This is a genomic window from Variovorax sp. Root434 (assembly GCF_001426595.1).
Taxonomy (GTDB): Bacteria; Pseudomonadota; Gammaproteobacteria; order Burkholderiales; family Burkholderiaceae_C; genus Variovorax.
The window spans coordinates 774,758-799,010 of sequence record NZ_LMEK01000012.1; the positions used below are offsets into that span (position 1 = coordinate 774,758).

Annotated in this window: 24 protein-coding genes; 8 read left to right on the forward strand and 16 right to left on the reverse strand. The window is 66.0% G+C overall.

The features are described from left to right. Positions 1-72: 72 nt before the first annotated feature. From ASD05_RS14140 to sucC, 9 genes are all read right to left on the reverse strand, one after another. Positions 73-2,133, reverse strand: coding sequence for a hypothetical protein (locus ASD05_RS14140; RefSeq protein ID WP_157610093.1), 2,061 nt, complete (start codon positions 2,131-2,133; stop codon positions 73-75). Between the two features lie 80 nt (positions 2,134-2,213). Further along, positions 2,214-2,657 carry a pilin gene (locus ASD05_RS14145; RefSeq protein WP_056593179.1) on the reverse strand — a complete coding sequence of 148 codons (444 nt, stop codon included), beginning with the start codon at positions 2,655-2,657 and terminating at the stop codon, positions 2,214-2,216. 207 nt (positions 2,658-2,864) lie between these two features. Then, positions 2,865-3,668 carry a 3',5'-cyclic-nucleotide phosphodiesterase gene (locus ASD05_RS14150; protein WP_056593182.1) on the reverse strand — a complete coding sequence of 268 codons (804 nt, stop codon included), beginning with the start codon at positions 3,666-3,668 and terminating at the stop codon, positions 2,865-2,867. Positions 3,669-3,697: 29 nt separating this feature from the next. After that, the gene (locus ASD05_RS14155) at positions 3,698-5,950 is read right to left on the reverse strand and encodes a CHASE2 domain-containing protein (RefSeq protein ID WP_056593185.1); all 2,253 of its coding nucleotides are present in this window, start codon (positions 5,948-5,950) and stop codon (positions 3,698-3,700) included. A gap of 51 nt (positions 5,951-6,001) precedes the next feature. Then, on the reverse strand, positions 6,002-6,655 hold the full coding sequence (locus ASD05_RS14160) for an FHA domain-containing protein (RefSeq protein ID WP_056593188.1): 654 nt from the start codon (positions 6,653-6,655) through the stop codon (positions 6,002-6,004). Between the two features lie 87 nt (positions 6,656-6,742). Continuing rightward, on the reverse strand, positions 6,743-7,531 hold the full coding sequence (locus tag ASD05_RS14165; protein WP_056593191.1) for a Stp1/IreP family PP2C-type Ser/Thr phosphatase: 789 nt from the start codon (positions 7,529-7,531) through the stop codon (positions 6,743-6,745). A 28-nt stretch (positions 7,532-7,559) separates the two neighbouring features. After that, complete coding sequence (locus tag ASD05_RS14170) at positions 7,560-8,243, reverse strand: TerC family protein (RefSeq protein ID WP_007828712.1); 684 nt, start codon at positions 8,241-8,243, stop codon at positions 7,560-7,562. A gap of 119 nt (positions 8,244-8,362) precedes the next feature. Beyond that, positions 8,363-9,256, reverse strand: coding sequence for a succinate--CoA ligase subunit alpha (gene sucD / locus ASD05_RS14175; RefSeq protein WP_007828710.1), 894 nt, complete (start codon positions 9,254-9,256; stop codon positions 8,363-8,365). 10 nt (positions 9,257-9,266) lie between these two features. Beyond that, positions 9,267-10,433, reverse strand: coding sequence for an ADP-forming succinate--CoA ligase subunit beta (gene sucC / locus ASD05_RS14180; RefSeq protein WP_007828709.1), 1,167 nt, complete (start codon positions 10,431-10,433; stop codon positions 9,267-9,269). Between the two features lie 205 nt (positions 10,434-10,638). Between sucC and argC the strand changes: the two genes are divergently transcribed. Further along, entirely contained in the window at positions 10,639-11,562 is a 924-nt protein-coding gene (gene argC / locus ASD05_RS14185; protein ID WP_056593193.1) for an N-acetyl-gamma-glutamyl-phosphate reductase, read from the forward strand. Positions 11,563-11,578: 16 nt separating this feature from the next. Here the strand turns inward: argC and ASD05_RS14190 are convergent, their stop codons facing one another. Next, a complete protein-coding gene (locus tag ASD05_RS14190) occupies positions 11,579-12,307 on the reverse strand; it encodes a hypothetical protein (RefSeq protein ID WP_056593196.1) in 729 nt (242 codons plus the stop codon). Positions 12,308-12,437: 130 nt separating this feature from the next. On the opposite strand from ASD05_RS14190, the gene yiaA reads away from it, so the two are divergent. Further along, positions 12,438-12,875, forward strand: a complete 438-nt coding sequence (yiaA, locus tag ASD05_RS14195; protein WP_056593199.1) for an inner membrane protein YiaA — start codon at positions 12,438-12,440, stop codon at positions 12,873-12,875. A gap of 30 nt (positions 12,876-12,905) precedes the next feature. Here yiaA and recX read toward each other — a convergent pair whose 3' ends face one another. Both recX and recA read right to left on the reverse strand, forming a co-directional pair. Continuing rightward, a complete protein-coding gene (gene recX / locus ASD05_RS14200) occupies positions 12,906-13,364 on the reverse strand; it encodes a recombination regulator RecX (RefSeq protein ID WP_056593201.1) in 459 nt (152 codons plus the stop codon). Between the two features lie 42 nt (positions 13,365-13,406). Next, positions 13,407-14,513 carry a recombinase RecA gene (recA, locus tag ASD05_RS14205; RefSeq protein ID WP_007828702.1) on the reverse strand — a complete coding sequence of 369 codons (1,107 nt, stop codon included), beginning with the start codon at positions 14,511-14,513 and terminating at the stop codon, positions 13,407-13,409. 146 nt (positions 14,514-14,659) lie between these two features. On the opposite strand from recA, the gene ASD05_RS14210 reads away from it, so the two are divergent. Genes ASD05_RS14210 through ASD05_RS14220 form a run of 3 tightly spaced genes read left to right on the forward strand, consistent with a single transcriptional unit; the run spans position 14,660 to position 17,359 of the window. Further along, entirely contained in the window at positions 14,660-15,145 is a 486-nt protein-coding gene (locus tag ASD05_RS14210; RefSeq protein ID WP_007828700.1) for a MarR family winged helix-turn-helix transcriptional regulator, read from the forward strand. Positions 15,146-15,204: 59 nt separating this feature from the next. After that, positions 15,205-15,879: a response regulator transcription factor gene (locus tag ASD05_RS14215; RefSeq protein ID WP_007828698.1), complete on the forward strand. Its 675-nt coding sequence runs from the start codon at positions 15,205-15,207 to the stop codon at positions 15,877-15,879. A gap of 37 nt (positions 15,880-15,916) precedes the next feature. Beyond that, on the forward strand, positions 15,917-17,359 hold the full coding sequence (locus ASD05_RS14220) for a sensor histidine kinase (RefSeq protein ID WP_056593203.1): 1,443 nt from the start codon (positions 15,917-15,919) through the stop codon (positions 17,357-17,359). A gap of 9 nt (positions 17,360-17,368) precedes the next feature. Here the strand turns inward: ASD05_RS14220 and ASD05_RS14225 are convergent, their stop codons facing one another. Genes ASD05_RS14225 through ASD05_RS14235 form a run of 3 tightly spaced genes read right to left on the reverse strand, consistent with a single transcriptional unit; the run spans position 17,369 to position 19,010 of the window. Then, positions 17,369-17,566, reverse strand: a complete 198-nt coding sequence (locus ASD05_RS14225; RefSeq protein WP_056593206.1) for a hypothetical protein — start codon at positions 17,564-17,566, stop codon at positions 17,369-17,371. A 5-nt stretch (positions 17,567-17,571) separates the two neighbouring features. Continuing rightward, a complete protein-coding gene (locus tag ASD05_RS14230; RefSeq protein ID WP_056593209.1) occupies positions 17,572-18,387 on the reverse strand; it encodes a biotin--[acetyl-CoA-carboxylase] ligase in 816 nt (271 codons plus the stop codon). Between the two features lie 2 nt (positions 18,388-18,389). After that, positions 18,390-19,010: an SET domain-containing protein gene (locus tag ASD05_RS14235; RefSeq protein WP_056593212.1), complete on the reverse strand. Its 621-nt coding sequence runs from the start codon at positions 19,008-19,010 to the stop codon at positions 18,390-18,392. A gap of 87 nt (positions 19,011-19,097) precedes the next feature. On the opposite strand from ASD05_RS14235, the gene ASD05_RS14240 reads away from it, so the two are divergent. The 3 genes from ASD05_RS14240 (at position 19,098) to ASD05_RS30465 (ending at position 23,292) form a co-directional block, all read left to right on the forward strand. Further along, complete coding sequence (locus tag ASD05_RS14240) at positions 19,098-22,046, forward strand: DNA topoisomerase III (protein ID WP_056593215.1); 2,949 nt, start codon at positions 19,098-19,100, stop codon at positions 22,044-22,046. A gap of 3 nt (positions 22,047-22,049) precedes the next feature. Beyond that, positions 22,050-23,030: a tripartite tricarboxylate transporter substrate binding protein gene (locus tag ASD05_RS14245; RefSeq protein ID WP_235507962.1), complete on the forward strand. Its 981-nt coding sequence runs from the start codon at positions 22,050-22,052 to the stop codon at positions 23,028-23,030. An 88-nt stretch (positions 23,031-23,118) separates the two neighbouring features. Then, entirely contained in the window at positions 23,119-23,292 is a 174-nt protein-coding gene (locus ASD05_RS30465; RefSeq protein WP_200955429.1) for a hypothetical protein, read from the forward strand. A gap of 30 nt (positions 23,293-23,322) precedes the next feature. Here the strand turns inward: ASD05_RS30465 and ASD05_RS14250 are convergent, their stop codons facing one another. Further along, positions 23,323-24,204, reverse strand: a complete 882-nt coding sequence (locus ASD05_RS14250) for a gamma-glutamyl-gamma-aminobutyrate hydrolase family protein (RefSeq protein WP_042672665.1) — start codon at positions 24,202-24,204, stop codon at positions 23,323-23,325. Positions 24,205-24,253 lie beyond the last annotated feature (49 nt).

Consider the following 24,253-nt stretch of genomic DNA (forward strand, 5'->3'; position numbering starts at 1 on the left):
CCTGGCGAGTGGGCTGCATTTGATACTTCTGCAGTGCGGCCGCCCGACGTTAGCTGAACTTGCATCGTCATTTCAGCCTTTCCCAAATTCGACATGAGCGCGGCCCTCCGAGCGCCAGCAGGTGAGTTTCTGCGGCGATCTGATCCAGTCCTCTTCACGCCCAATAGCGACGAAATCTCCGCCGCCACGAAGCAGATCGGCAAATCGCACAAGGCCATCATCGTTGACCCAAATGACTACATCGGCATAGTTGCGGCGCCAGATAGCACCGCTGCGCAGGCTGGCCCTCCGCGAAGGAAATAACTCGGGACACGCGTCTTCGACCCGATCGAGCACAAGATCGGTGACGACTTTGCGCTCGCGCTCGGCTTCGGTCAGGCTCGGTCCCGACACTACACGGCAGGTGTATAGGTAGACTTGATCGCGCGGGCCGGAGCGAGGGCCCAGTCGCTCGACAACGTCCGGGTTGCCCCGATAGTTGATGTAGTCGCAGTCCGAGGTATCGACACGCAGCCCAAAACGGCGTAGCGGGTAGTCGAAAGTCGACGCGGCGGGTGCCACAGGGCGCCCGTCTGATTCGATGGCCTTCACGAGTTTGAGCATGCGCAGTCGTGCGAGATTGGTGTTGATCAACGTCAGCGTCTGCCGGCCATCAGACCCCTCCGGCGTAAGGCCGGTGCTGATGCCCAAGAAAGCGGAGCCGGGCGCTAACGACGGTAAAAGAAACGACTGCGATTGCGGATCCATCGGGAGATAGAGGTACGGTTCCGTCTGCAGGTGCAGCGGAATCGTCGCTTGCACCCACTGCCCGCCCCATGGCTGCGCGCCCCAGCGGAATTCGGTCGCTTGCCACAGCAGCAGCCCCTGGACACCGAAGACCGCGGCCAGCGCATAGGCCAGCACACGCGGCGCATCGGCAAACACGCGATGCAGCCCCGCTGCTAGGAGCACAGCCGAAACGCATGCCATGGGCAGAAAGTAACGGCTGTTGCCACTGATGGCTAGCCATATCACCCACCCAATAGGGAACGCCGCCGCCAGAAAGGTAAAGGCTTGATCGGAGGACGCCATGGCCGCCTTCACGCCGTGCCAGCGCCGCCATGCGACGGCCGCCAGCGCCGATACACATAACAGCAGCAGGCCTGCATAGCGCGCGTCAGGCGCCATGGTTTCGGTGTGAATTAGCCGCCGCGGACGCAACATTTCGAATGGTCGGGCAAGCGCTTCGACCAGCGACGGCGGCAGAAAGCGCGGGTCGCGCATGGCGTTGAACAATCGTCCCAACGCTTCGACAGCCGAAGTATGCGGGGCGGTCTGGCTGCGCATCGCCCCTTTCATGGTGTCGAGTGGATGGAAGACGTCGTTCAGCATCGGGAAGAACGGATTGCCGAAAGCTTGTTCGAGACGCCATGCCCATGGCGCGAAGATGAAGAGCGCAGCCCCGCTCGCACAGACCGTAAATATCAGCACTGTGCGCACTCGCAATCGAGCCGTCGCCACGCAGCCCAGCACGAGTGGCAGGGCCGGGACAAGTGCCAAGAAAGCATTGGACAATTTCAACGCCGCGGCAGCCCCGAGCAGCACTCCGGCCAAGGCGACGAGGCGGAGACGGCCCCCGATGAAGGCGTTTGCAAGTGCGACATATCCGCCGAGCGCCAGCGTACCCGTCGTAACGTCGGTAAACGACGAGCCGATTTCCTGCAGCAGTACAGGGTTGAGCAGGGCGAGACCGACTGCGGTCCATACCACGATAGCGGGGCTCGTACCATCACCTCGGCGGCTGACGGCGCGCGCTAATTCGTAAGTCATCCACAGCATTACGCTGTGCAGGCACGCGAAAGTGACGCCGATGGCAATCGATGGCCACTGAGCGTGCACCATCAGGTAGAGCGGAAGGTGTGCGTAGGGGTTTAGATAGGTCAGCGAACCGGCCGGGTAGAAGTCGATCGACAGGCGCTCATTGAGCGCGCTAAAGCCCGCATACAGGTGATAGTGGAGCGCATCCCAAGGAACGTCCTTGCCGGCATATAGCGTCCAAGCGATTACCAAAACGGTGCATATCCCATATGCAGCGGCGCGTTCAGGCCAAACCGGCCGTCTTGCAGCAGGCCGGCTTGAGAACGATGCGAACATGTATGTCGACGCCTTGGAGATAGCGAAGAAAAAGCGGCCCGAAGGCCGCCTTTCAACTCATAGTCCGCAGATCCAAAGGATTAGGCGCGGCATTCAGCCGGGACAAACTTTTCGGTGATAGTGGTCGTGCACTTCCACTTCAACTGACCGGTGCCAGCCGCGACTACGGTTGGCGTCAGAATGATGTCACCTGCTGCACCAGGCACGGCGGACGTGACCGTGACAACGCCGGTCGTTGCCGTGATCACGACGTTGCTAACGTACTTCGTAGCACCCGGGAACGAATATCCGGTATTAGTTGCGGTAACAGAAGCAAGATCCCCGAGCGAAGAACTGGTTTCGGAAACTGCCAATTTTGCAGGCGCTGCCATCAGGATCACTTCGCTGACCTTGGCACGCGTCGTGTAGTCCTGATATGCCGGCAGAGCCACCGCTGCCAAGATACCAATGATCGCCACAACGATCATCAATTCGATAAGGGTAAAGCCGGCCTGTGCGCGGCGAGCGAGAGTACGACGATTCATTGAACTAACTCCAGGTTGGTTGGTTGTTACGCCCGGGAACCTGCCCGGAGCGAGGTACCTTCCGCAGCATCTGTGCCACCCCCTGCGGAGCGTTGTAGTGACCGAACGCGTCATCTTTGTTCACATTTGCGTTACATGGTGTGACATAACTTGCTTCGAGATGCTACACATGTTGACAATTTTGTCATTCCAGTGCGCAGCCAAAAGTCAGAAAGTCAGCACCCCATCCGCCTTCAACCAGCGAATATCCCGCTGCGCCAACCCCGCCACCTGTCCGACCGCCAGCGTCTCAATCTGGCTCATGATCTCGTCCGTCTCCGCCGGCTTGGTGTGTGTGATGTAGATCGGGTATTGCTTCCCCGGCCCGATATGCGCCAGCTCATCGGCCAGCACGGCAGGCGAGAGATGCTGGCTGCGCTCCGCCAGCGCATGCTCGCGGCTGCTGAAGGCCGTTTCAATCACCAGCATCGCCACGTCCAGCGCGTTCACGCGCTCCCAGAACGGCGCGTTGCGCTCGGTATCACCGCTGAAGACCCAGTGGGCGCCGCCTTCGGCCCGCCGTACGGCGAAGCCGCAGGCCGGCACCGTATGGACCGCAGGCAGCACCTCGACGAGCTTGGGCTCGCGGCTGCCCAGCTGCAGCGTCTGCCCCACGGCGATGTCATGAAAGCTCACGAAGGGCGCATCGGCGCTGGGAATGCTCTCGAAATCCGGCCAGATGACGTTGTTGAACACGTGCGTGCGCAGTGCCTCGATGGTGGCGCGCAGTGCGTGCACGCGCAGCGGTCGGGTACGGCGGCTGCCCACGGCGTCGAGCATCAGCGGCAAGGCGGCGATGTGGTCGAGGTGGCTGTGCGTGAGCACGACGTCGTCGATGCGGGCCATCTCTTCGAGCGTGAGATCGCCGACGCCGGTGCCCGCATCGACGAGCAGGTCCGTGTCGACCAGGAACGAGGTGGTGCGGCAGTCTTTGGCGATGGCGCCCGAGCAACCCAGCACACGAACCTGCATTGTGAGAGACCCCTCGTATGTGTCTGCCGTCATTTGGTTTCGAACCGGGTTGCGCCGTCCCAATCCGGGTCTTGCGGGCGCAACGCCATCGAGGCTAAACGCTGGGCGTAGAGCTGGTAAAGGACTTTTTTCGCGTCCGCGGCGAGCAGGGGAGCCAGCAAGTTTCGGCCCACCGCCCAGTCCTGCCGACGGTAGGCCGCGAGCACTTCGCTCCAGCGGTCAAGCAACTGCTGCGTTTCTTTCGCCGCTTCGGGCGTGCGCGCGGCCAGGGGCGTAAAAACGGCAACGGCCTGTGCCTTGCCCTTGACGCGCACGCTGTCGAGTTCCTGCCAGATGTAGCCGGGCGCCAGTTCGCGGGTGGCGCCGCTGGCGACGATTTCCATTCCGTAGTGCCCGCTCAGGCCTTCGAGGCGCGATGCGAGATTGACCGCATCGCCGACCACGGTATAGCTGCGGCGCGTGGTGGAGCCCATGTCGCCCACGCTCATCACGCCGCTGTTGATGCCGATGCCCACGCTGATCTCGGGCCGGCCGCTGGCGCGGTGAATGCGGTTGATGTCGTGCACGGCATCGGCCATGTCGAGCGCGGCGCGCACAGCGAGCGTGGCGTGCTCGGGCGTGTCGATGGGCGCACCCCAGAAGGCCATGACGCAGTCGCCCATGTACTTGTCGACGGTGCCGCGGTGCGCGCTGATGACGTTGGTGAGCCGGCTGAAAACGGTGTTGAGAAAGGCCTGCAGTTCGGCCGGCGCCATCTGCTCCGACAGGCGGGTGAAGTCGCGCATGTCGCAGAACATGACGGTCATGGGCTTGCTCTCGGCGCGCATGCTGTAGCGGTCGGGCTGGGCCATCATTTCGTTGACGAGCTGGGGCGGCACGTAGGTGCCGAAGAGCCGCATGAGGCCGCGCCGCGCGCGCGATTCGACGAAGTAGCCCCAGCTCATGTTGAAGGCGAAGGCAAGCGCCGTCATGGCCAGGGCCGACGCCAGCGGCAACACGAGGCCGTGGCTCGCGTACAGCCAGGTGTTGAGGCCGATCAGCACGGCGATCGCCCCCGCGGCCAGCAACACGGCACGCGGCGCCGACAGCAGCGACAGCCCGAAGGCCAGCACGAGCCCCGTAACGGCGACCAGCAGCGTCTCGTAGCCCGAGGCATAGTCGGGCACGCTGAGCAGCCGATGGTCGAGCAGGCCGGAGACGATGTTGGCATGCACTTCCACGCCCGGAAAGGCGGCTTCGACGGGGGTGGCGCGCAGGTCTTGCAGGCCCGGGGCGGTAGCGCCCACGAGCACGATCTTGCCCTTCAGTTCGCCCGGCCCGAGCCGGCCCTCGAGCACGTCGGCGGCGGGCACATAGCGGAACGATCCTCCGTCCGCACCGCCATGGCCGCGAAACGGCACCTGCATGCTGCCCGTTGTGTCGACCGGAATGCGCAGGGCGCCCACTCTCAACGATTCGAGCTGCGGCTTGGCGCCGCCGGGCGCGAAGGCGGGCTGCACGGGCGGCAATCCGTTCGCGAGGCGGTAGACCGCGAGCGCGAGCGATTCGTAGTAGCCCGGCTGCGCCTTGTCGCCCTCGTAGCGGGCGATGAGCGGCACGCTGCGAATGACGCCGTCGCCGGTGGCGCCAACCAGCGTATTCAGGAAACCCGCGATGGGCGCGGCCTGCGCCAACGCCGGCAGGCTGGCTCCGAAGCCATTCCAGTTCGTGGCGTAAACGCCGCCCGGGGGGAACGCTCCCTCCGGCAACGAGGGAGCAGGAGGCAGCTGCCCCTTGGCGCTCGGCGTTTCGGTCCGCGTGAAGTAGTAGCCCAGCGCCACGCGCTGGCCCTCGAGCGCCGCGGCGAGCGTGGCATCGTGATCGAGCGAGGGCGCAAGCCGCTCGACCTCGGCGGCCAAGCCCGGCGTGCTGCCCAGCGGCCCGCTGGCGATTTCTCGCAGCCTGTCGAGGCCGGAGCTGCGGTCCGGCTCGAGGAACATGACGTCGAAGCCGAGCACGGCCACCTGCTGGCGGGCCATCAGTTCCGTGGTGAGGCGAGCGATCTTGTCGCGCGCCCAGGGCCATTGCCCCTGGCGCGCCAGGCTGGCGTCGTCGACGTCGACGATCACGACGCGCGCATCGAACGTGCCCGGCATGGTGGCGCGCAGGCGGATGTCGTAGATCAGTCGGTCAAGGCGTTCGAGTGCGCTCAGCGGCCACGCGCCGGTGGCATGCGCCAGCGCCAGCAGCACCGGCAGCAAGGTGATGGCGACGCGCGGCCAGTGCCGCCGCAGCCCTCTCACGGCGCTGCACCCCTACGGGCTTTGCCGCAACAGGCCGGGAGAAAAAGCGGCTCAGATGCGCACGAACTGCATGCGTGTGGCACCGCCGAGCTCGAGCACGTCGTGCTCCTGCAGCGCGACCGCCTCGGCCCCCAGTTGCTGGCCGTTGAGCATGACGCGTCCTTCGACGCCCGCGGCCACGTAGCCCATGCGCCGGCGCGTGACCACCGCCACCGCGACACCGGGCTTGCCGATGGTGGTGACGACCTTCTGCAGCGAAACATCCTGCCCCTCGTTGGCGCCGGAGAGCACGCGCAGCACCGGAACGCCGAGTTCGACCAGCGCGCCCGATTCCGTGGGTGCCGACGACAGGGGCATGTTCCCCGACGGGAACTCGGCCGATGCGGTGCGGACCGAGCTGGCGCTGACGGCCAGGTTGCTGCGCGCGCGGAAATGGATACGGCAGCCGCCGACCTCGACGACATCGTTGTCCTTGAGCGCCTGCTTCTGGATGGCGAGCGCATTGACGTAGGTGCCGTTGGTGCTGTTGAGATCTTCAATTTCGACTTCGCCACCGCTCATGTGGAGCACGGCGTGTTCGCCGCTGACCGCCAGATTGTCGATCACGATGTCGTTGTAGGCACGGCGTCCCAGTGTCGTGCGCTCCTTGGCAAGCGCCACTTGCCCGATGACAACGCCATCGACCGAAATGATCATCCTCGGCATTGCCGACCCCCGGTATCCAAAGCTTGAAAGACGACAAGCGCATCGGCGTGATGCCGCCGGGGCCTGCTACCTGGCCGTGCGAGGCGCCTATGCAACGCTCGCGCTGGCCAGGACAACAGAGATGTTGTCCCGTCCGCCATTCTCGTTGGCAATTGCAACCAAAAGTGATACTTTTTTCTGAAGCCCGACATCGTGTCCTAGAAGCGTGAAAAGCTGCTCGTCCGAAACCATCTCACTGAGCCCGTCGGAGCAGAGCATATAGAGATCGCCCGGTCTTGCGCTGTGTTCGTGCATTTCCAGCAAGACCTGGGCCTCCACACCCATGGCGCGGGTCACCAGGTTGCGCGTGGGCGAATTCAGGGCTTCCTCGGCGGTGATGGCGCCGGCGTCGAGCTGCTGCTGACGCAGCGAGTGATCACGCGTGAGCAGTTCCAGCTTGTTGTTGCGCACGCGGTAGCACCGCGAGTCGCCGATGTGGCCGACCACCACGCGCTGCGGCCGAAACGCCGCCAGCACCAGGGTCGTTCCCATGCCCTGCAGTTCGGGGTTGGTCGTGCCGGCATGCAGGATCGAGCCGTTGGCCTCGTCCGTGGCCGCCTGCAGCGCCCGCCGGACCACGCGGGCAGGCGCCTGCATCCCGGCCTGGGCGAACCAGCGGCCGAAGCTGGCGTGCATCAGGGAGACGGCCATGGCGCTAGCCACCTCGCCGCCCTTGTAGCCGCCCATGCCGTCGGCCAGCAGGGCCAGCCCGAGGACGGGGTCCACGTGCACGGCGTCCTCGTTATGGGCGCGCGTTCGGCCGACGTCGGTCAGGGAGGCGAATTCCCAGGTCAGCGCAGGGCGAGTGGAGAACAGGGAAACGCCGACACTCGCCATGGTTTGTCAGTGCTGACTTATTTAAAACTCAGTGAGCAGCGGCACGTGCGCGCCGTTGCAGCAAGCGGCCACCAGCCACGACGAACACTGCGCCGGCGGCAGCCGCCGCGTAGTGCAGCCAAGGGTTGGCCGCCAGCGTGTCGCGCAGGATCGCGTCCTGCACGATGGTTTCGCCGCCGACCCAGCCGATCAGCGCAGCACCCAGCATGACGATGATCGGGAAGCGTTCCATGAGCTTGATCATGAGCGTGCTGCCGAAAATCACCAAGGGAATGCTGATCGCCAGGCCGAGGACCAGCAGGACCATGCTGCCCTGCGCGGCGGCCGCGACGGCAATCACGTTGTCCAGGCTCATCACCAGGTCTGCCAGCAGGATGGTGCGCACCGCGGCCATCATGCTGCCGTATTCCTTGGACTCGCCCTCGCCCTCGTCTTCCTCGCTCAGCAGCTGCAGGCCGATCCACAGCAGCAGCAGGCCGCCGATGATCTGCAGGTAAGGCAGGGCGAGCAGCTTGGCTGCCACCACCGTGAGCACGATACGCAGCACCACGGCCGCGCCCGAGCCGAAGAGCACGGCCTTTTTCTGCTGTGCGGGCGGCAACGACCGCGCCGCCATGGCGATCACCACCGCGTTGTCCCCCGACAGGATGATGTTGATCCAGACGATCTTGAGCAGACCCAGCCAGAAATCGGTGCTTTGAAGAATTTCCATGTCTCTGATCCCACTGTGTTTTATTGAAAAAAGCGCCCGCAATCGAGTGCGGGCGCTTTTCTATTTCTGCGTGGTCCTCTCATGACCCGGCTCTGCGGCCGGTATCGCGGGGCCGTCTCTTAGAGCTGCGCCTTGAGCAGCTTGGCCAGTTCCGAGAAGTTGCGCGTCACGGTGAAGCCGCATTCTTCCATGATGGCCAGCTTGGCATCGGCCGTGTCGGCACCGCCCGAGATCAGCGCGCCGGCGTGGCCCATGCGCTTGCCGGGAGGGGCGGTGACACCGGCGATGAAGCCGACGACCGGCTTCTTCATGTGTTCCTTGCACCAGCGAGCCGCATCGGCTTCGTCGGGGCCGCCGATTTCGCCGATCATGATGACGGCGTCGGTGTCCGGATCGTCGTTGAAGGCCTTCATCACGTCGATGTGCTTCAGACCGTTGATCGGGTCGCCGCCGATGCCGACTGCCGACGATTGGCCCAGGCCGATTTCCGTCAGTTGAGCCACGGCTTCGTACGTCAGCGTGCCCGAGCGCGAGACCACGCCGATGCGGCCCTTGCGGTGGATGTGGCCGGGCATGATGCCGATCTTGATTTCGTCGGGCGTGATGAGGCCGGGGCAGTTCGGGCCCAGCAGCAGCGTCTTCTTGCCGCCAGCCGCTTCCTTGGCCTTCATCTTGTTGCGCACTTCGAGCATGTCACGGACGGGGATGCCTTCGGTGATGCAGATCGCCAGGTCCAGGTCGGCTTCGACAGCTTCCCAGATGGCGGCCGCTGCGCCTGCCGGCGGCACGTAGATCACCGACACGGTGGCGCCGGTCTGCGAAGCGGCTTCCTTCACCGAACCGAAGATCGGGATGTTGAAGATCGACTCGCCGGCCTTCTTCGGGTTCACGCCCGCCACGAAGGCGTTCTTGCCGTTCGCGTATTCCTGGCACTTCTCGGTGTGGAACTGGCCGGTCTTGCCGGTGATGCCTTGCGTGATGACTTTGGTGTCTTTGTTGATGTAGATCGACATGACTTGTTCCTTAGGCCTTCTTGACTGCTGCCACGACCTTCTGGGCCGCTTCCGCCATGGTGTCGGCGCTGATGATCGGCAGGCCCGAATCGGCCAGCAGCTTCTTGCCTTCGACTTCGTTGGTGCCCTTCATGCGCACGACCAGCGGCACTTGCAGGTTCACGGCCTTGCAGGCTGCGATCACGCCGGTGGCGATGGTGTCGCACTTCATGATGCCGCCGAAGATGTTCACGAGGATGGCTTCCACGTTCTTGTTCTTCAGCATGATCTTGAAGGCTTCGGTGACCTTCTCGGGGGTGGCGCCGCCGCCCACGTCCAGGAAGTTGGCCGGCTCGCCGCCGAACAGCTTGATGGTGTCCATGGTGGCCATGGCCAGGCCGGCACCGTTCACCAGGCAGCCGATGTTGCCGTCGAGGCTGATGTAGGCGAGGTCGAACTTGGAGGCTTCGACTTCGGCCGCGTCTTCTTCGTCGAGGTCGCGCAGGGCCACGATTTCAGGGTGGCGGAACAGCGCGTTGCTGTCGAAGTTGAACTTGGCGTCCAGCGCCATGACCTTGCCCTTGCTGTCACGGTTGAGCGGGTTGATCTCGACCAGCGAAGCGTCCGTCTCCATGTAGCAGGTGTAGAGCTTCTTGAGGATGTCGACCGTCTGGGCGGTCGAATCGGCGGGCATGCCGATGCCGTCGGCGATCTGCTTGGCCTGTTCGTCGGTCAGGCCCTTTTCGGGGTCTGCGAACACGGTGATGATCTTCTCGGGCGAGGAGTGGGCCACTTCCTCGATGTCCATGCCGCCTTCGCTCGAAGCGATGAACGCCACCTTCTGGGTGGCGCGGTCGGTCACGGCCGAGACGTAGTATTCCTTGTTGATGTCGGCGCCGTCTTCGATGTAGAGGCGGCGGACCTTCTGGCCTTCGGGGCCGGTCTGGTGCGTCTTGAGCTGCATGCCGAGGATTTCGCCGGCGAGCTTCTTGACGTCTTCGATGGACTTGGCGACCTTGACGCCGCCGCCCTTGCCGCGGCCACCCGCGTGGATCTGGGCCTTGACGACCCAGACCGGGCCTCCAAGTTTCTGGGCGGCTTCCACCGCCTCCTGGACCGTATAGGCCGGGATGCCGCGCGGCACCGGCACGCCGAACTTGGCAAGGATTTCCTTGCCTTGGTACTCGTGAATCTTCATGAGGGATGTCTCTCGGAAGGAGGAGGTTGAGAACAGGAGATCTGGGGTCTGAGGCTTCGTTGGCTCTGTTGCTCGCGGGCGACGGCAGCCTGACGGCTGGGGGCGGCGAACAACCGCGGACTGTATCATGGTGCGCCGCACCAATACCGTACGCGGGTTTGCGGTCAATACGTACTTTCTTCTAGCCACCCGAGCACACTCCATCATGGCCAAGGTTTTCATCGACGGCGAAGCCGGTACCACCGGCCTGCAGATTCGCGAACGGCTCCAGGCGATGCCGCAGATCGAACTCGTGAGCATCGCACCCGAGCTGCGAAAAGACGCCAACGCCAAGCGCGACCTGATGGCCGGCGTCGACCTGGTGGTGCTGTGCCTGCACGACGACGCGGCGCGCGAGTCGGTCGCGCTGATCGACCAGCTGCCCGGCAGGAAGCCCAAGATCATCGACGCCTCCACGGCGCACCGCATCGCCCCGGGCTGGGTGTTCGGCTTTCCCGAACTGGTGGAAGGCCACTGGCAGGCAGTGGCCAAGGCCGAGCGCGTCGGCAACCCCGGCTGCTACGCCACCGGCGCCATCGCCATGGTGCGTCCGCTGGTCGACGCAGGCCTGCTGCCCGCCGATTTCCCGATCTCGCTGCCCTCGGTGAGCGGCTACTCGGGCGGCGGCCGGACCATGATCGAGGCCTACGAAAAGGGCGAAGCCCCGCTGTTCGAGACCTACGCGCTGGGCCTGAAGCACAAGCACATCCCCGAAATCATGACCTACACCGGCCTCACCCGCCGGCCGGTCTTCATCCCGTCGGTGGGCAACTTCAAACAGGGCATGCTGGTGCAACTGCCGCTGCACCTCGACCTGCTCCCGGGCAAGCCGAAGGCCGGCGACCTGCAGGACGCGCTGGCCGCGCACTACGCGCGCAGCAACACGCCCGAAAAATTCGTGAAGGTACTGCCGCCCACCGAGGACGGCAAGCTCGAGGCGTTGGCGCTCAATGACACCAACGAGCTCGAGATCCGCGTGTTCCCGAACGAAGACCACCGCCATGCCGTGGTGATCGCCCGCCTCGACAACCTCGGCAAGGGCGCCAGCGGCGCCGCGGTGCAGAACCTGAAGCTGATGCTGGCGCTCTGAGCGCCGCGCCTCCTCGTCAGTTCACCAGCCAGAGCCCGACGCCCAGCAGCGCCGCGTGCGCGCCCAGCGCGATGTACAGCGGCTTGCGCGAGGGCGTCGCCATGTCCTGCAGCGTCTCGTGGATGCGGCGCGTGAGCAAGGCACGCAGGGCCGGGTCCTGCTCAGCGCCCTCGCCCACCGGCGGCTCGCCATGCTCGGCGCGGCTTTGCTGCCACTCGGCGAGCATCTCGCTCAGCGGCAGCCGGTCGAGCACGAAGCTCACCACCGAACGCACCGCCCTGCCCTCACCCAGCACCGGCGCGAGCTGCTTGCTCAAGGCATCGACCGACAGCCATTCGGCTGCGCGCTGCAGGGTGCCGTGGGCACGCGGCATCGCCTCGATGCGCCCGGCAATCGCGCCACCGAGCCGCTGCGACACCGCCTCGCCACGCGCCGCGACCAGATGCTGCATCGCTCGTGCGCGGCCCTGCTGCACGCCGAGCATCGCGTAAACGGCCACGAACAGCAGCAGCAAAACGGCCACCAGCAGCGGCGGCGAGGTGACGAGCGCGAGGATGGCGCCAGCCCCACCGGCACGCGCCGCCGTGTTGCCCGGCCCGTGCAGTTGGCCCAGGTAGAAGAAGAAAACGCCGCCGCCCAGGACCAGGCCGAGGAGACTGCCCTTGATCACGGAGCCGGCGAAGGAAAGGCCGGCCTTGGCGCCGGTGCGAACGAGAGACGGCTGGCCGATGGGCTCAGGTGACATGGAAAAGCTCCTCCGAAAGTTGACGGCCGGTCCTTCTTGTGGGTTGCAGTGCGAGCTGCCGGCGCGCGGCGGATCATGCCATTGGCGCTCCACACCATAATCGCGCACCCATCTACACGAGGAGGATTCCATGGCCGTCAAATTCCAGAAGCCGACCGCGGCATTCGTTGCCGCTTCCTGGGCCGCACTGCTCATCGGCGCCATCGTCTACCTGATCGGGCTGTGGAACGCCTCCATGCAGCTCAACGAGAAGGGCTACTACTTCACCATCCTGATGTACGGCCTGTTCTCCGCCGTGTCGCTGCAGAAGACCGTGCGCGACCGCCTCGAAGGCACGACCGTGACCGGCATCTACTACGGCCTGTGCTGGATCTCGCTGCTGCTGTCGGTCGCCCTGCTCGCCGTCGGCCTGTTCAATGCCACGCTGGCTGCCAGCGAGAAAGGCTTCTATGCCATGGCATTCCTGCTGAGCCTGTTCGGTGCGGTCGCGGTGCAGAAGAATGTGCGTGACATCGCCGCGCACAAGAGCGAGACGCCCTCGCTCGACGAAGTGCCCGAAGCGAACTGATTCAGCCTGCCTCGGGAAGGTTGCGCAGCGTCATTCGCCGGTTTCATCGAAATCGCTCCTGAGCACCTTCGACACGACGGCACCTGAAAAGCCCCGCGCCATCAGGAACCGCATCTGCTTTGCCCGCTCCTTCGCATCGGCGGGCGGGGCGTCGAAGCGGCGGCGCCACAGGGCGGTGGCGCGCTCGACCTCCGTGTCTTGCAACCCGGCCACCGCTTCGGCAATGGCCTCGGGCGCGATGCCCTTGGCCTGCAGTTCCTGCTTGACCCGCAGCGCACCCGAGCGGGCGGCGCGCTGGTTCAGCACCGAGGCCACCACGCGCGGCTCGCTGATGAAGTCCTTAGCGGCCAGTTCGTCGAGCGCCTTCGCCAGCGTGCCGGGCTCTTCTTCGTGCCTGGCCAGCTTGCGCTCCAGTTCCGCGCGCGAATGTTCGCGCTGGCTCAGCAGGCGCAGTGCGCGGCCTTTGAGGGACGGGGCGTTGAATGCCATGCGGGGGTCGCTCGCGCGGCCCCCGGGGAGCCGCGCCTGTACTTACTCGCCCTTGTCGGCCTTGTCCGCCTTCGCGGCCTTCTGCGGCTTCTCGGGCGTGGCGCCGGCATCGGCGGCCAGCAGCGGGATGCCCAGCGATTCGCGCACCTTGTTCTCGATCTCGCGCGACAGCTCGGGGTTCTCGCGCAGGAACTCGCGGGCATTGTCTCGGCCCTGGCCGATCTTCTCGCCGTTGTAGGCGTACCAGGCGCCCGACTTGTCGACGATCTTGGCCGTGACGCCCATGTCGATGATCTCGCCCTCGCGGCTGATGCCCTCGCCGAACAGGATGTCGAACTCGGCCGTCTTGAACGGCGGCGACACCTTGTTCTTCACCACCTTCACCTTGGTTTCGTTGCCAATGGCCTCGTCGCCCTTCTTGATGGTGCCGATGCGACGGATGTCCAGGCGCACCGAGGCGTAGAACTTCAGCGCATTGCCGCCGGTGGTGGTTTCGGGCGAGCCGAACATCACGCCGATCTTCATGCGGATCTGGTTGATGAAGATGACCATGCAGTTGGTCTTCTTGATGGTGGCGGTGAGCTTGCGCAGCGCCTGGCTCATCAGGCGGGCCTGCAGGCCGGGCAGCGAGTCGCCCATTTCGCCTTCGATTTCGGCCTTGGGCGTGAGCGCGGCGACGGAGTCGACCACGATCAGGTCGACAGCGCCCGAGCGCACCAGTGAGTCGACGATTTCGAGCGCCTGTTCGCCGGTGTCGGGTTGACTGATGAGCAGGTCGGACAGGTTCACGCCCAGCTTCTGGGCGTACTGCACGTCGAGCGCGTGCTCGGCGTCGACGAAGGCGCAGGTGCCGGCCTGCTTTTGCATGGCAGCGATGACCTGCAGCGTGAGCGTGGTCTTGCCCGACGATTCAGGGCCGTAGATCTCGATGACGCGGCCGCGCGGCAGGCCGCCGACGCCCAGGGCGATGTCCAGGCCCAGCGAGCCGGTGGAGACCACCTGGATGTCTTCGAGCGCCTCGCCTTCGCCGAGCCGCATGATCGTGCCCTTGCCGAACTGCTTTTCGATCTGGGCCAGTGCGGCCTGGAGGGCCTTGGCCTTTTCACTGTTGGCGACCGAGATGCTTGCGCCCTTGACGACTGCGTCCATGTGGAAACTCCTTGAATATCAACGGTTTGTGTTGGGTTTCAATCCATCTGCTTTTAATTACAGGCTGGATGCTTGAACAGTAGTGTAGGGGCTCATGGATTCGAGTAAACCCATTTTTTGGTCAGTTTGCTTTACCATTTGGCGCCATGTCCGAAGCCGCGTTCCCGACCGATCCCGACGCCTGGCGCCAGACCCACCTGGGCCGCCTGCTGGGCCACGCGATGCGCCGCTTCGACGAGCGCGTGCTGGAGCTGATGGCGCATGACGTCGGCGTGCCGCTGGCCCTGTCGAACCTCGCGGCGCGCGCGCAGGTGAGCGCGGCGCACATCCACATCACGCGCCACCTGGCACGCGAAGGCTCGCGCCTGACCGAACTGGCAGAGCGCGCCGGCATGACCAAGCAGGCCATGGGCGCGCTGGTCGACCAGTGCGAAGCCTGGGGGCTGGTGACGCGCGGTCCCGACCCGCTCGACGCGCGGGCGCGGCGCGTGCTGTTCACGGCCGACGGCCTGGCCTGGCTCGACGCCTTCCGCAGTGCGGTGACGCAGGCCGAAGGCGAGTTCCGCGGCAGCGTGGGAAACGACATTGCCACCGTGGTAACCATCGGACTCGAAGCCTATACGGCGGGCTAGACTCCAAGGCGGAGACCAACGCGCGCCCAGGGGCGCCGATACAGCCGGAGGTGGCGCATATGCGGATTCTGATTGCCGAAGACGACCAGGTGCTGGCCGATGCCCTGCTGCGCAGCCTGCGCACCTCGGGCGCGGCGGTCGACCACGTGGCGAACGGCTCGCAGGCCGACACCGCCCTCATGACGCACGACGAATTCGACCTGTTGATCCTCGATCTCGGGCTGCCCAACCTGCACGGCATCGAGATCCTCAAGCGCCTGCGCGCGCGCGGCTCGCAGCTGCCGGTGCTGGTGCTCACGGCGGCCGACAGCGTGGAGGAACGCGTCAAAGGCCTGGACCACGGCGCCGACGACTACATGGCCAAGCCCTTCAGCCTGCAGGAGCTCGAGGCGCGCGTACGCGCGCTCACCCGGCGCGGCATGGGCACCACCAGCAACACGATCCGCCACGGCCCGCTGGTCTACGACCAGGCCGGCCGCGTGGCGACCATCGACGGCAAGATGATCGAACTGTCGGCGCGCGAACTCGGCCTGCTCGAAGTGCTGCTGCAGCGCGCCGGCCGGCTGGTGAGCAAGGACCAGCTGGTCGACCGCCTGTGCGAATGGGGCGAGGAGGTGAGCCTCAACGCCATCGAGGTCTACATCCACCGCCTGCGCAAGAAGATCGAGAAGGGTCCGGTGCGCATTGCGACGGTACGCGGGCTGGGCTACTGCCTCGAGAAGATCCAGCCCTGATGCCCCTTGCCAAGCGCGAAGCCTCGGGGCGAGCCCAGTGAAGCTTTTCCAGCGCGCGCAGCGCTCCCTGTTCGGCGAGATCCTCGACTGGATGCTCACGCCGCTGCTGCTGCTGGTGCCCGTGAGCATCGGCGTCACGTGGCTGGTGGCGCAGGGCATTGCCAACGCACCCTTCGACCGCGCGCTCGAACACAACGTGAAGGCCCTGGCCGAGCTGGTGACGGTGAAGGACGGGCACACGCAGTTCGTGCTGTCGCAGTCGGCGCGCGAGATCCTGCGGGCCGACGACACCGGCCACGTGTACTACCAGCTGTTCGACGGGCACGACACGCTGCTGAGCGGCGAGCGCGACATTCCGCTGCCCGGGCTCGACGAGCCGCTGCCGCCCGGCCAGGTGTTCCTGCACAACAGCGACGTGCACGGCAAGCCGGTGCGCGTGGCCTCCCTGTGGATCGCCAGCGGCGCCGAGGACGTGCCGCCCTCGCTGCTGCAGCTGGCCGAGACGCGCGAGAAGCAGTCGGTGCTCGCGGCCGAGATCATCAAGGGCGTGCTGCTGCCGCAGTTCGCGATCCTGCCGCTGGCGGTGCTGCTGATCTGGCTGGCGCTGGTGCGCGGCATCAAGCCGCTGTCGGTGGTGGAGGCGCGCATCCGCGAGCGGCGCCCGGGCGACCTGAGCCCGCTCGACGAATCGTCGGTGCCGCAGGAAGTGGTGCCGCTGGTGTCCTCGGTCAACGAGCTGCTGGACAAGCTCAACGATTCGATCGGCACGCAGAAGCGATTCCTGGCCGACGCGGCGCATCAGTTGAAAACGCCGCTGGCGGGCCTGCGCATGCAGGCCGACCTGGCGCAGCGCGAAGGCGCCAATGCCGACGAGCTGAAGCAGTCGCTCAAGCAGATCGGCCGTGCGAGCAAGCGCGCCACGCACACCGTGAACCAGCTGCTGTCGCTGGCTCGCGCCGAGGGCAACAGCGCCAACGCGCACCACCAGCCCTGCGACCTGGCGCGGCTCACCATCGAGGTGGTGCGCGAGGCCGTGCCGCGCGCGATCGAGAAGCGAATCGACCTGGGCTACGACGGCGCCGAGGCCGGCGCGCCGGGCGTGGTGTTCGACGGCAACGCGACGCTGCTGAAGGAGCTGGTGCGCAACCTCGTCGACAACGCGATCAACTACACGCCCTCGACGCCCGAGCGCCCGGGCTTGATCACCGTGCGCGTGCTGGCCGACCCCTTCGGCCACGTGCTGCTGCTGCAGGTGGAAGACAACGGCCCCGGCATCGCCGAGAGCGACCGCGAGCTGGTGTTCGAGCCCTTCTACCGCGTGCTCGGCAACGAGGCCGACGGCTCGGGGCTGGGGCTGCCGATCGTGCTGGAGATCGCGAACCAGCACCGCGCGCAGGTGAAGCTGGAGGATGCGCATCCCGGCAAGCAGCCGCCGGGCGCGCTGTTCACGGTGCGCTTCGAGAGCGAGACGCCCTCCTGACCCGCTGGATCAGGGCGTCGGCGCGCCGGTTCTCGCTTCCTTGCGGATTTGCAGCCATTCGGGGTGGATCTGCCGCGCCACGCGCTGCGGCTCTCGCTCGCTGAGCGCGGCGGGAACCAGGCCGAAGCCGGCGAGATCGCCCCGCGCCCAAAGGAAATAGCCGGCGTTGGCAATCAGCAGAACGACGAGCAACAGGCGCAGCTTCATGCGGATCAGAACCCCATGCCGCGAGGGCGCACGCTGACTTCGTCGCTGGAGACCAGCTGCAGGCCGGCGTCGGTGCGCACCTGCAGCTCGCCGCCCCAGGCCACGCCTTCGCACAGCCCGGCGGTGCCGTCGCTGAGCGCCACTTCGCGGCCGCGCAGCACGTCGCGTGCGGCAAAGCGCTCGGCGAACGGCGCGAAGCCGCGGGCTTCGAAGTCGAGCACGCTGCGCACCAGCGGCTCGGCCAGTTCGTGCAGCACCTCGGGCGCGGTGGCCTCGGGGCGCCACTGGCGCAGCCAGGCCGGCGGCGTGCGCATGCCCTCGGCTTCGCGCGCACCGATGTTGATGCCGATGCCGATCACGAGGTAGCGCGACGCATCCGGCCGGCCGGTGGACGGCAGCGCGGTCTCGATGAGGATGCCGGCCAGCTTGCAGTCGCCGACCCACACGTCGTTGGGCCACTTGAGGCCGATCTTGTGCGCGCCCGAAGGGTCGAGGCTTTCGGCCACGGCAACGCCGACGGCCAGCGACAGGCCCGACCAGTCGGCCGGCGCGAGCGGCAGGCCGAGAGAGAAGGTCAGCGACGCGGGCTCTTCGTTCTGCTGCGCGCTCTGCCAGGGCCGCCCGAGGCGGCCGCGCCCCGCAGTCTGGCGCTCGGCCACGAGCAGCACGGGCTCGACGCGGCCGGCGCGCGCGCGGCGCATCAGCTCGGTGTTGGTGGAATCGATTTCGGCCACGGCCTCGACGGCGAAGCCGGGCAGCAGCGGTGCAACCGCCGCGGCGATCCGGTCTTCGAACCAGTCGGCCGTTGTGCTGCTGCTCATGGTCAGTCCTTGTCGGACTTGTCTTTCTTCGCGGACTTCTTTTCCGATTTCTTGTCGGCTTTTTTCTCGGCCTTCTTTTCAGCCTTCTTCGCTTCTTTTTTCTCGGCCTTTTTCTTTTCGGCCTTCTTGGCTTTCTTCTTCTTTTTCTTCTCGTCGTCCTTGGGCGTCAGCAGCGTGCCGCGGCACTCCTCCGAGCCGCACCAGCAGGGAAATTCGGACAGGAGTTTCGGCGTGTACGGCTCGTCGATGATCAGGCCGTAGTCGTAATTGAGTTCTTCGCCTGCAGAGATGTTTCGCAGCGCCTTGATATAAACGCGCCCATCGACTTCGTCCGCTTCGCAATTCGGTTCGCACGAGTGATTGATCCAGCGCGCATCGTTGCCCTTGACGTTGCCGTCGATCACACGCCCGTCGTCGATGTGGAAGTAGAAGGTGTGGTTCGGCTGGGCAGGGTCGTGCGGATGGCGGCGCAGCGCCTCTTTCCAGCTGATGACCTCGCCCTTGTATTCGATCAGCGTCTCGCCTTCGGCCAGATCCTGCACGGCGAAGACGCCGTTGCCGTGGACATCCGAGCGCCGCATCTGGATGCGGCGGCCGGCGGAATGTGGGGATTTGGAAGGCATCGCCGAAGTCTGTTAGTTTGAATATGCACACATGCGCGTGTGCGCGTGTGCACACGCGGGAAGCCGCAGAGTATAGAGAGCCCTTAGATGACAAAGACTTTGGTAATCGCAGAAAAACCGTCGGTGGCACAGGACATCGTCCGCGCCCTCACGCCGGTGGCAGGGAAATTCGACAAGCACGACGAGCATTTCGAGAACGAAAGCTACGTCGTGACCAGCGCCGTGGGCCATCTGGTCGAGATCCAGGCGCCCGAGGAGTTCGACGTCAAGCGGGGCAAGTGGAGCTTCGCCAACCTGCCGGTGATCCCGCCGCACTTCGACCTCAAGCCCGTCGACAAGACCAAGACGCGCCTGAACGCCGTGGTCAAGCAGGCCAAGCGCAAGGACGTGACGCAACTGATCAACGCCTGCGACGCGGGCCGCGAGGGCGAGCTGATCTTCCGGCTGATCGAGCAGTACGCCGGCGGCAAGTCGGGCCTGCACAAGCCGGTGAAGCGGCTGTGGCTGCAGTCGATGACGCCGCAGGCCATCCGCGACGGCTTCGACGCGCTGCGCACCGAAAAGCAGATGCAGGGCCTGGCCGATGCCGCGCGCTCGCGCTCCGAGGCCGACTGGCTCGTGGGCATCAACGGCACGCGCGCCATGACCGCCTTCAATTCGCGCGACGGCGGCTTCTTCCTCACGACCGTGGGCCGCGTGCAGACGCCGACGCTCTCCGTCGTGGTGGAGCGCGAGGAGCAGATCCGCAAGTTCGTCTCGCGCGAGTACTGGGAAATCCACGGCAGCTTCGCGGCCGAGGCCGGCGACTACCCGGGCAAGTGGTTCAACCCCGACTGGAAGAAGGCCAACGCGCCGCTGCTGGCCAACGGCGAACCCGATCCCGAGCAGCGCGCCGACCGCGTGTGGAACGAGCAGGAAGCCCGCGCCATCGCCGACGCCTCGCGCGACAAGCCCGCCACGGTGACGGAAGAGAGCAAGCCCACCACGCAAGCCTCGCCGATGCTGTTCGACCTGACCTCGCTGCAGCGCGAGGCCAACGGCCGCTTCGGCTTCAGCGCCAAGACCACGCTGGCGCTGGCGCAGAGCCTGTACGAACGCCACAAGGCGCTGACCTACCCGCGTACCGATTCGCGCGCGCTGCCGGAAGACTATCTGCCCGTCGTCAAGCAGACCATGGGCATGCTCGCCAACAGCGGCATGAAGCACCTGGCGCCGTTCGCCCAGCAGGCGGTCGACGGCAACTACGTGAAGCCGAACAAGCGCATCTTCGACAACGCCAAGGTGTCGGATCACTTCGCGATCATCCCGACCCTGCAGGCGCCCAGCGGCCTGAGCGATGCCGAGCAGAAGCTCTACGACTTCGTCGTGCGCCGCTTCATGTCGGTGTTCTTCCCGAGCGCCGAGTACCAGGTGACCACACGCATCAGCACGGTGGAGCAGGGCGGCAGGAAGTATCCGTTCCGCACCGACGGCAAGGTGCTGGTGAAGCCGGGCTGGCTCGCCATCTACGGCAAGGAAGCGCAGGACGACGAGAAGGAAGACGACAAGGACGGCAAGCGCCTCGTACCGGTGAAGCCGGGCGAGATCGTGAAGGCCGAGTCGGTCGACACCAAGGGCCTGAAGACGCGTCCGCCGGCGCGCTACTCCGAAGCCACGCTGCTCGGCGCGATGGAAGGTGCTGGCAAGACCATCGACGACGACGAACTTCGCGAGGCCATGCAGGAAAAGGGCCTGGGCACGCCAGCCACGCGCGCGGCCACCATCGAAGGCCTGATCACCGAGAAATACATGCTGCGCGAAGGCCGCGAGCTGATCCCCACGGCCAAGGCCTTCCAGCTCATGACGCTGCTGCGCGGCCTGGGTGTGGAAGAACTCTCCAAGGCCGAGCTGACCGGCGAGTGGGAATACAAGCTCGCGCAGATGGAAAAGGGCGCGCTGAGCCGCGATGCCTTCATGCGCGAGATCGCCGAGATGACGGAGCACATCGTCAAGAAGGCGAAGGAATACGACCGCGACACCGTGCCGGGCGACTACGCGACCCTGCAGACGCCGTGCCCCAACTGCGGCGGCGTGGTGAAGGAAAACTACCGCCGCTACGGCTGCGTCGGCAAGAGCGGCACGGGCGAGGACGCCTGCGGCTTCTCGTTCGGCAAGTCGCCGGCCGGGCGCACCTTCGAGGTGGCCGAGGCCGAGGCGCTGCTGCACGACAAGCACATCGGCCCGCTGGAAGGCTTCCGCTCCAAGGCCGGCTGGCCCTTCACCTCCGAGATCATTCTCAAGTTCGACGAGGAAGCGAAGAACTGGAAGCTGGAATTCGACTTCGGCGACGACAAGAACGGCGACACCGGCGAGATCGTCGACTTCAGCGAGCAGGACACCGTGGGTCCGTGCCCGGTGTGCGGCGCGCCGGTGTTCGAGCACGGCAGCAACTACGTCTGCGAGAAGTCGGTACCGACGAATGCGCAGCCGACGCCCAGCTGCACCTTCAAGACCGGCAAGATCATCCTGCAGCAGCCAGTGGAGCGCGCGCAGATGGAAAAGCTGCTCGCCACCGGCAAGACCGACCTGCTCGACAAGTTCGTGAGCATGCGCACGCGCCGCGCCTTCAAGGCCTTCCTGACCTGGAATGCCGAAGAGGGCAAGGTGACCTTCGAGTTCGCGCCGCGCGAGGGCGGCAGCAAGTTCCCGCCGCGCAAGACCTTCGGCAAGGCCGCGCCCGCGGCCAAGAAGGTGGCGGCGAAGAAGACGCCCGCCGCGAAGAAGGCCCCGGCAGCGAAGAAGGCGGCCGCGCCGCGCAAGCCCGGCGCGGGCTTGAAGCCCAGCGACTCACTGGCCGCGGTGATCGGCGCCGAACCAGTGGCGCGCACCGAGGTCATCAAGAAGCTGTGGGACTACATCAAGGCCAACGGCCTGCAGGACGCGGCCAACAAGCGCGCGATCAATGCCGACGCCAAGCTCAAGCCGGTGTTCGGCAAGGACCAGGTGACGATGTTCGAGCTCGCGGGCATCGTGGGTAAACACCTTTCGGCGCCCTGAGCCATGCGGCGCCGACATCTCGCCGCCGGCCTGGCTGCAGCGATGCTGCTGGGCACAGCCTGCCTCGCACAAGCCGCGGCCTGGCCTGACAAGCCCGTCAAGCTGGTCGTGCCCTTCCCGCCGGGACAGGCCACCGACATCTTCGCCCGCGCGCTCGCCGAGCAGCTCGGCAAACGGCTGGGCCAGCCGGTGGTCGTCGACAACAAGGCCGGTGCCGGCAGCAACATCGGCACCGAGTTCGTGGTGCGCTCGCAGCCCGACGGCTACACGCTGGTGGTGGCCGGCAGCGCGATGGCGGTGAACCAGACGCTCTATGCCAAGCCGGGCTTCGACCCGCGCAAGGACCTGGTCGGCATCTCGCTGATCGCCAAGGTGCCGCTGGTGTTCCTCGCCACGCCCGAGAGCGGCATCCGCACGCTCGCCGACCTCACCGCGCGCGCCAAGGCCGAGCCGGGGCGGCTGAGCTACGCGAGCGCCGGCATCGGCGGCACGCAGCATCTTTCGGGCGAGATGTACAAGTCGGCGGCGCACGTGTTCATCACGCACATTCCGTACCGCGGCAGCGGACCCGCGCAGTCGGACTTCCTGGGCAACCAGATTCCGCTGATGGTCGACTCGGTGACGGCCGCGCTGCCGCACATCAAGTCGGGCAGGGCGGTGGCGCTGGCCGTGACCTCGGCCACGCGCTCCTCGCAATTGCCCGACGTGCCCACCGTGCGCGAAAGCGGCGTGGCGGGCACGAAGAACTTCGAGGCCGTGGGCTGGCTCGGCCTGATGGCGCCGCGCGGTACGCCACCCGACATCGTCGAGCGGCTCAACCGCGAAGTCACGGACATCCTGAAGAGCGAGCAGATGGCGCGCTTCATCCGCGAGCGCGGTTCCGAGCCCGCGCCCACGACGCCGGCCGAGTTCGACCGCTTCGTGGCGAGCGAGATCGGCGTCTGGGGCACGGCGGTGAAGGCGTCTGGCGCGAAGCCGGAGTAGCAACGGAGCAAGGGCCGGGGCTGTTACAAGGCCGGCCAGGGCTGCGGCCTATAGTGGTCTGCAGTCCCACCTTTTCCTGGAGTTTTCCGTGAAGTCATTCATTGCAGCTGTGTTCGCCCTTGCGATGGGGGCCGTCCTGGCGGGCTGTGCCGGAACGGGCTCGGCCGGATCCGCCGGTGCGTCGCCGGGCAGCGGTGTCACGGTGTTCGGCACCATCGATGCCGGCGTCAGCGGCAGCACGAACCGCTCCGACCGGCGCTAGGCCCGGCGGGCGGCCATTCTCCCGATCGCGTCAGCGCCGCAGCAACGCCTGTCGCAGCACTCGCGCCGCGCGGTCGCGGATCTTGGCGGGGCCGGACCCCGGCGACGTCTTGGGCGCGACCCGGGCAGTCGCGCAGGCCCACAAGAAGTCATGCAGGATCGGCGTGTCGTCGACCGTCTCGGTGCTGCCGTACTTGTGGAACTCGGGGTGCCACTGGGTCGCGGCGATGTAGCTGCGGCCCTTGTCGGACCGGCGGCGGATGGCCTCGGGCACGCGGTCGGGCAGGCTCCAGGCCTCGATCTCGAAGCCCGGTGCGAGCCCCTTGATGCCCTGGTGGTGGATGCTGTTGACGCGCGCCTTCTGCACCTGCGGAAAGAGCTTGGAAAGCCGCGTGCCCTGCACCAGTTCGATCTCGTGGAAGTTCTGGTCGTAGGTGACCGGGTCGCGGTGGCGCAGGCCGCCCGCGTGCTGGGCCTCGATGTCCTGGTAGAGCGTGCCGCCGAAGGCCACGTTGATGAGCTGCAGCCCGCGGCACACGCCGAAGATCGGCTTGCCGGCCTGCTCGAAGGCTTCGACCAGCGCCAGGTCGTAGAGGTCGCGGATCTGGTCGCCGATCCACGCATCCTTGAGCGGCACTTCGCCGTAGCTGCCGGGCCAGACGTCGGCACCGCCGTGCATCACGACACCGTCGAGCCACTCTGCGTAGTGTGAAAGCTTGGTGTCGCCGCGCGCGGTTTCGCCGGTGGGGCAGGGCACCATCACCACCATCGCGCCGGCGGACATGAGCCAGTGCGCGATCGACTGCTCGACGTACTGCAGCGTCTTGTTGGTGAAGAGCGAGCGGGCCGGGTCGGCATGCGAAAAGCAGGCGGACAGGCCGATCTTGAGTCGGGCGGAAACAGGTTGTGTCATCGCGGGACTGTCGTCAGTGGGAACCGGACGATGGATGCGAAAAGGAAAG

What these genes read in the sequence shown, in the direction of transcription:
- ASD05_RS14140 (WP_157610093.1), bottom strand. Translation starts at nt 2,133, where the DNA reads ATGTTCGCATCGTTCTCAAGCCGGCCTGCTGCAAGACGGCCGGTTTGG.
- ASD05_RS14145 (WP_056593179.1), bottom strand. Translation starts at nt 2,657, where the DNA reads ATGAATCGTCGTACTCTCGCTCGCCGCGCACAGGCCGGCTTTACCCTT.
- ASD05_RS14150 (WP_056593182.1), bottom strand. Translation starts at nt 3,668, where the DNA reads ATGCAGGTTCGTGTGCTGGGTTGCTCGGGCGCCATCGCCAAAGACTGC.
- ASD05_RS14160 (WP_056593188.1), bottom strand. Translation starts at nt 6,655, where the DNA reads ATGCCGAGGATGATCATTTCGGTCGATGGCGTTGTCATCGGGCAAGTG.
- ASD05_RS14165 (WP_056593191.1), bottom strand. Translation starts at nt 7,531, where the DNA reads ATGGCGAGTGTCGGCGTTTCCCTGTTCTCCACTCGCCCTGCGCTGACC.
- ASD05_RS14170 (WP_007828712.1), bottom strand. Translation starts at nt 8,243, where the DNA reads ATGGAAATTCTTCAAAGCACCGATTTCTGGCTGGGTCTGCTCAAGATC.
- sucD (WP_007828710.1), bottom strand. Translation starts at nt 9,256, where the DNA reads ATGTCGATCTACATCAACAAAGACACCAAAGTCATCACGCAAGGCATC.
- sucC (WP_007828709.1), bottom strand. Translation starts at nt 10,433, where the DNA reads ATGAAGATTCACGAGTACCAAGGCAAGGAAATCCTTGCCAAGTTCGGC.
- argC (WP_056593193.1), top strand. Translation starts at nt 10,639, where the DNA reads ATGGCCAAGGTTTTCATCGACGGCGAAGCCGGTACCACCGGCCTGCAG.
- ASD05_RS14190 (WP_056593196.1), bottom strand. Translation starts at nt 12,307, where the DNA reads ATGTCACCTGAGCCCATCGGCCAGCCGTCTCTCGTTCGCACCGGCGCC.
- yiaA (WP_056593199.1), top strand. Translation starts at nt 12,438, where the DNA reads ATGGCCGTCAAATTCCAGAAGCCGACCGCGGCATTCGTTGCCGCTTCC.
- recX (WP_056593201.1), bottom strand. Translation starts at nt 13,364, where the DNA reads ATGGCATTCAACGCCCCGTCCCTCAAAGGCCGCGCACTGCGCCTGCTG.
- recA (WP_007828702.1), bottom strand. Translation starts at nt 14,513, where the DNA reads ATGGACGCAGTCGTCAAGGGCGCAAGCATCTCGGTCGCCAACAGTGAA.
- ASD05_RS14210 (WP_007828700.1), top strand. Translation starts at nt 14,660, where the DNA reads ATGTCCGAAGCCGCGTTCCCGACCGATCCCGACGCCTGGCGCCAGACC.
- ASD05_RS14215 (WP_007828698.1), top strand. Translation starts at nt 15,205, where the DNA reads ATGCGGATTCTGATTGCCGAAGACGACCAGGTGCTGGCCGATGCCCTG.
- ASD05_RS14225 (WP_056593206.1), bottom strand. Translation starts at nt 17,566, where the DNA reads ATGAAGCTGCGCCTGTTGCTCGTCGTTCTGCTGATTGCCAACGCCGGC.
- ASD05_RS14230 (WP_056593209.1), bottom strand. Translation starts at nt 18,387, where the DNA reads ATGAGCAGCAGCACAACGGCCGACTGGTTCGAAGACCGGATCGCCGCG.
- ASD05_RS14235 (WP_056593212.1), bottom strand. Translation starts at nt 19,010, where the DNA reads ATGCCTTCCAAATCCCCACATTCCGCCGGCCGCCGCATCCAGATGCGG.
- ASD05_RS14240 (WP_056593215.1), top strand. Translation starts at nt 19,098, where the DNA reads ATGACAAAGACTTTGGTAATCGCAGAAAAACCGTCGGTGGCACAGGAC.
- ASD05_RS14245 (WP_235507962.1), top strand. Translation starts at nt 22,050, where the DNA reads ATGCGGCGCCGACATCTCGCCGCCGGCCTGGCTGCAGCGATGCTGCTG.
- ASD05_RS14250 (WP_042672665.1), bottom strand. Translation starts at nt 24,204, where the DNA reads ATGACACAACCTGTTTCCGCCCGACTCAAGATCGGCCTGTCCGCCTGC.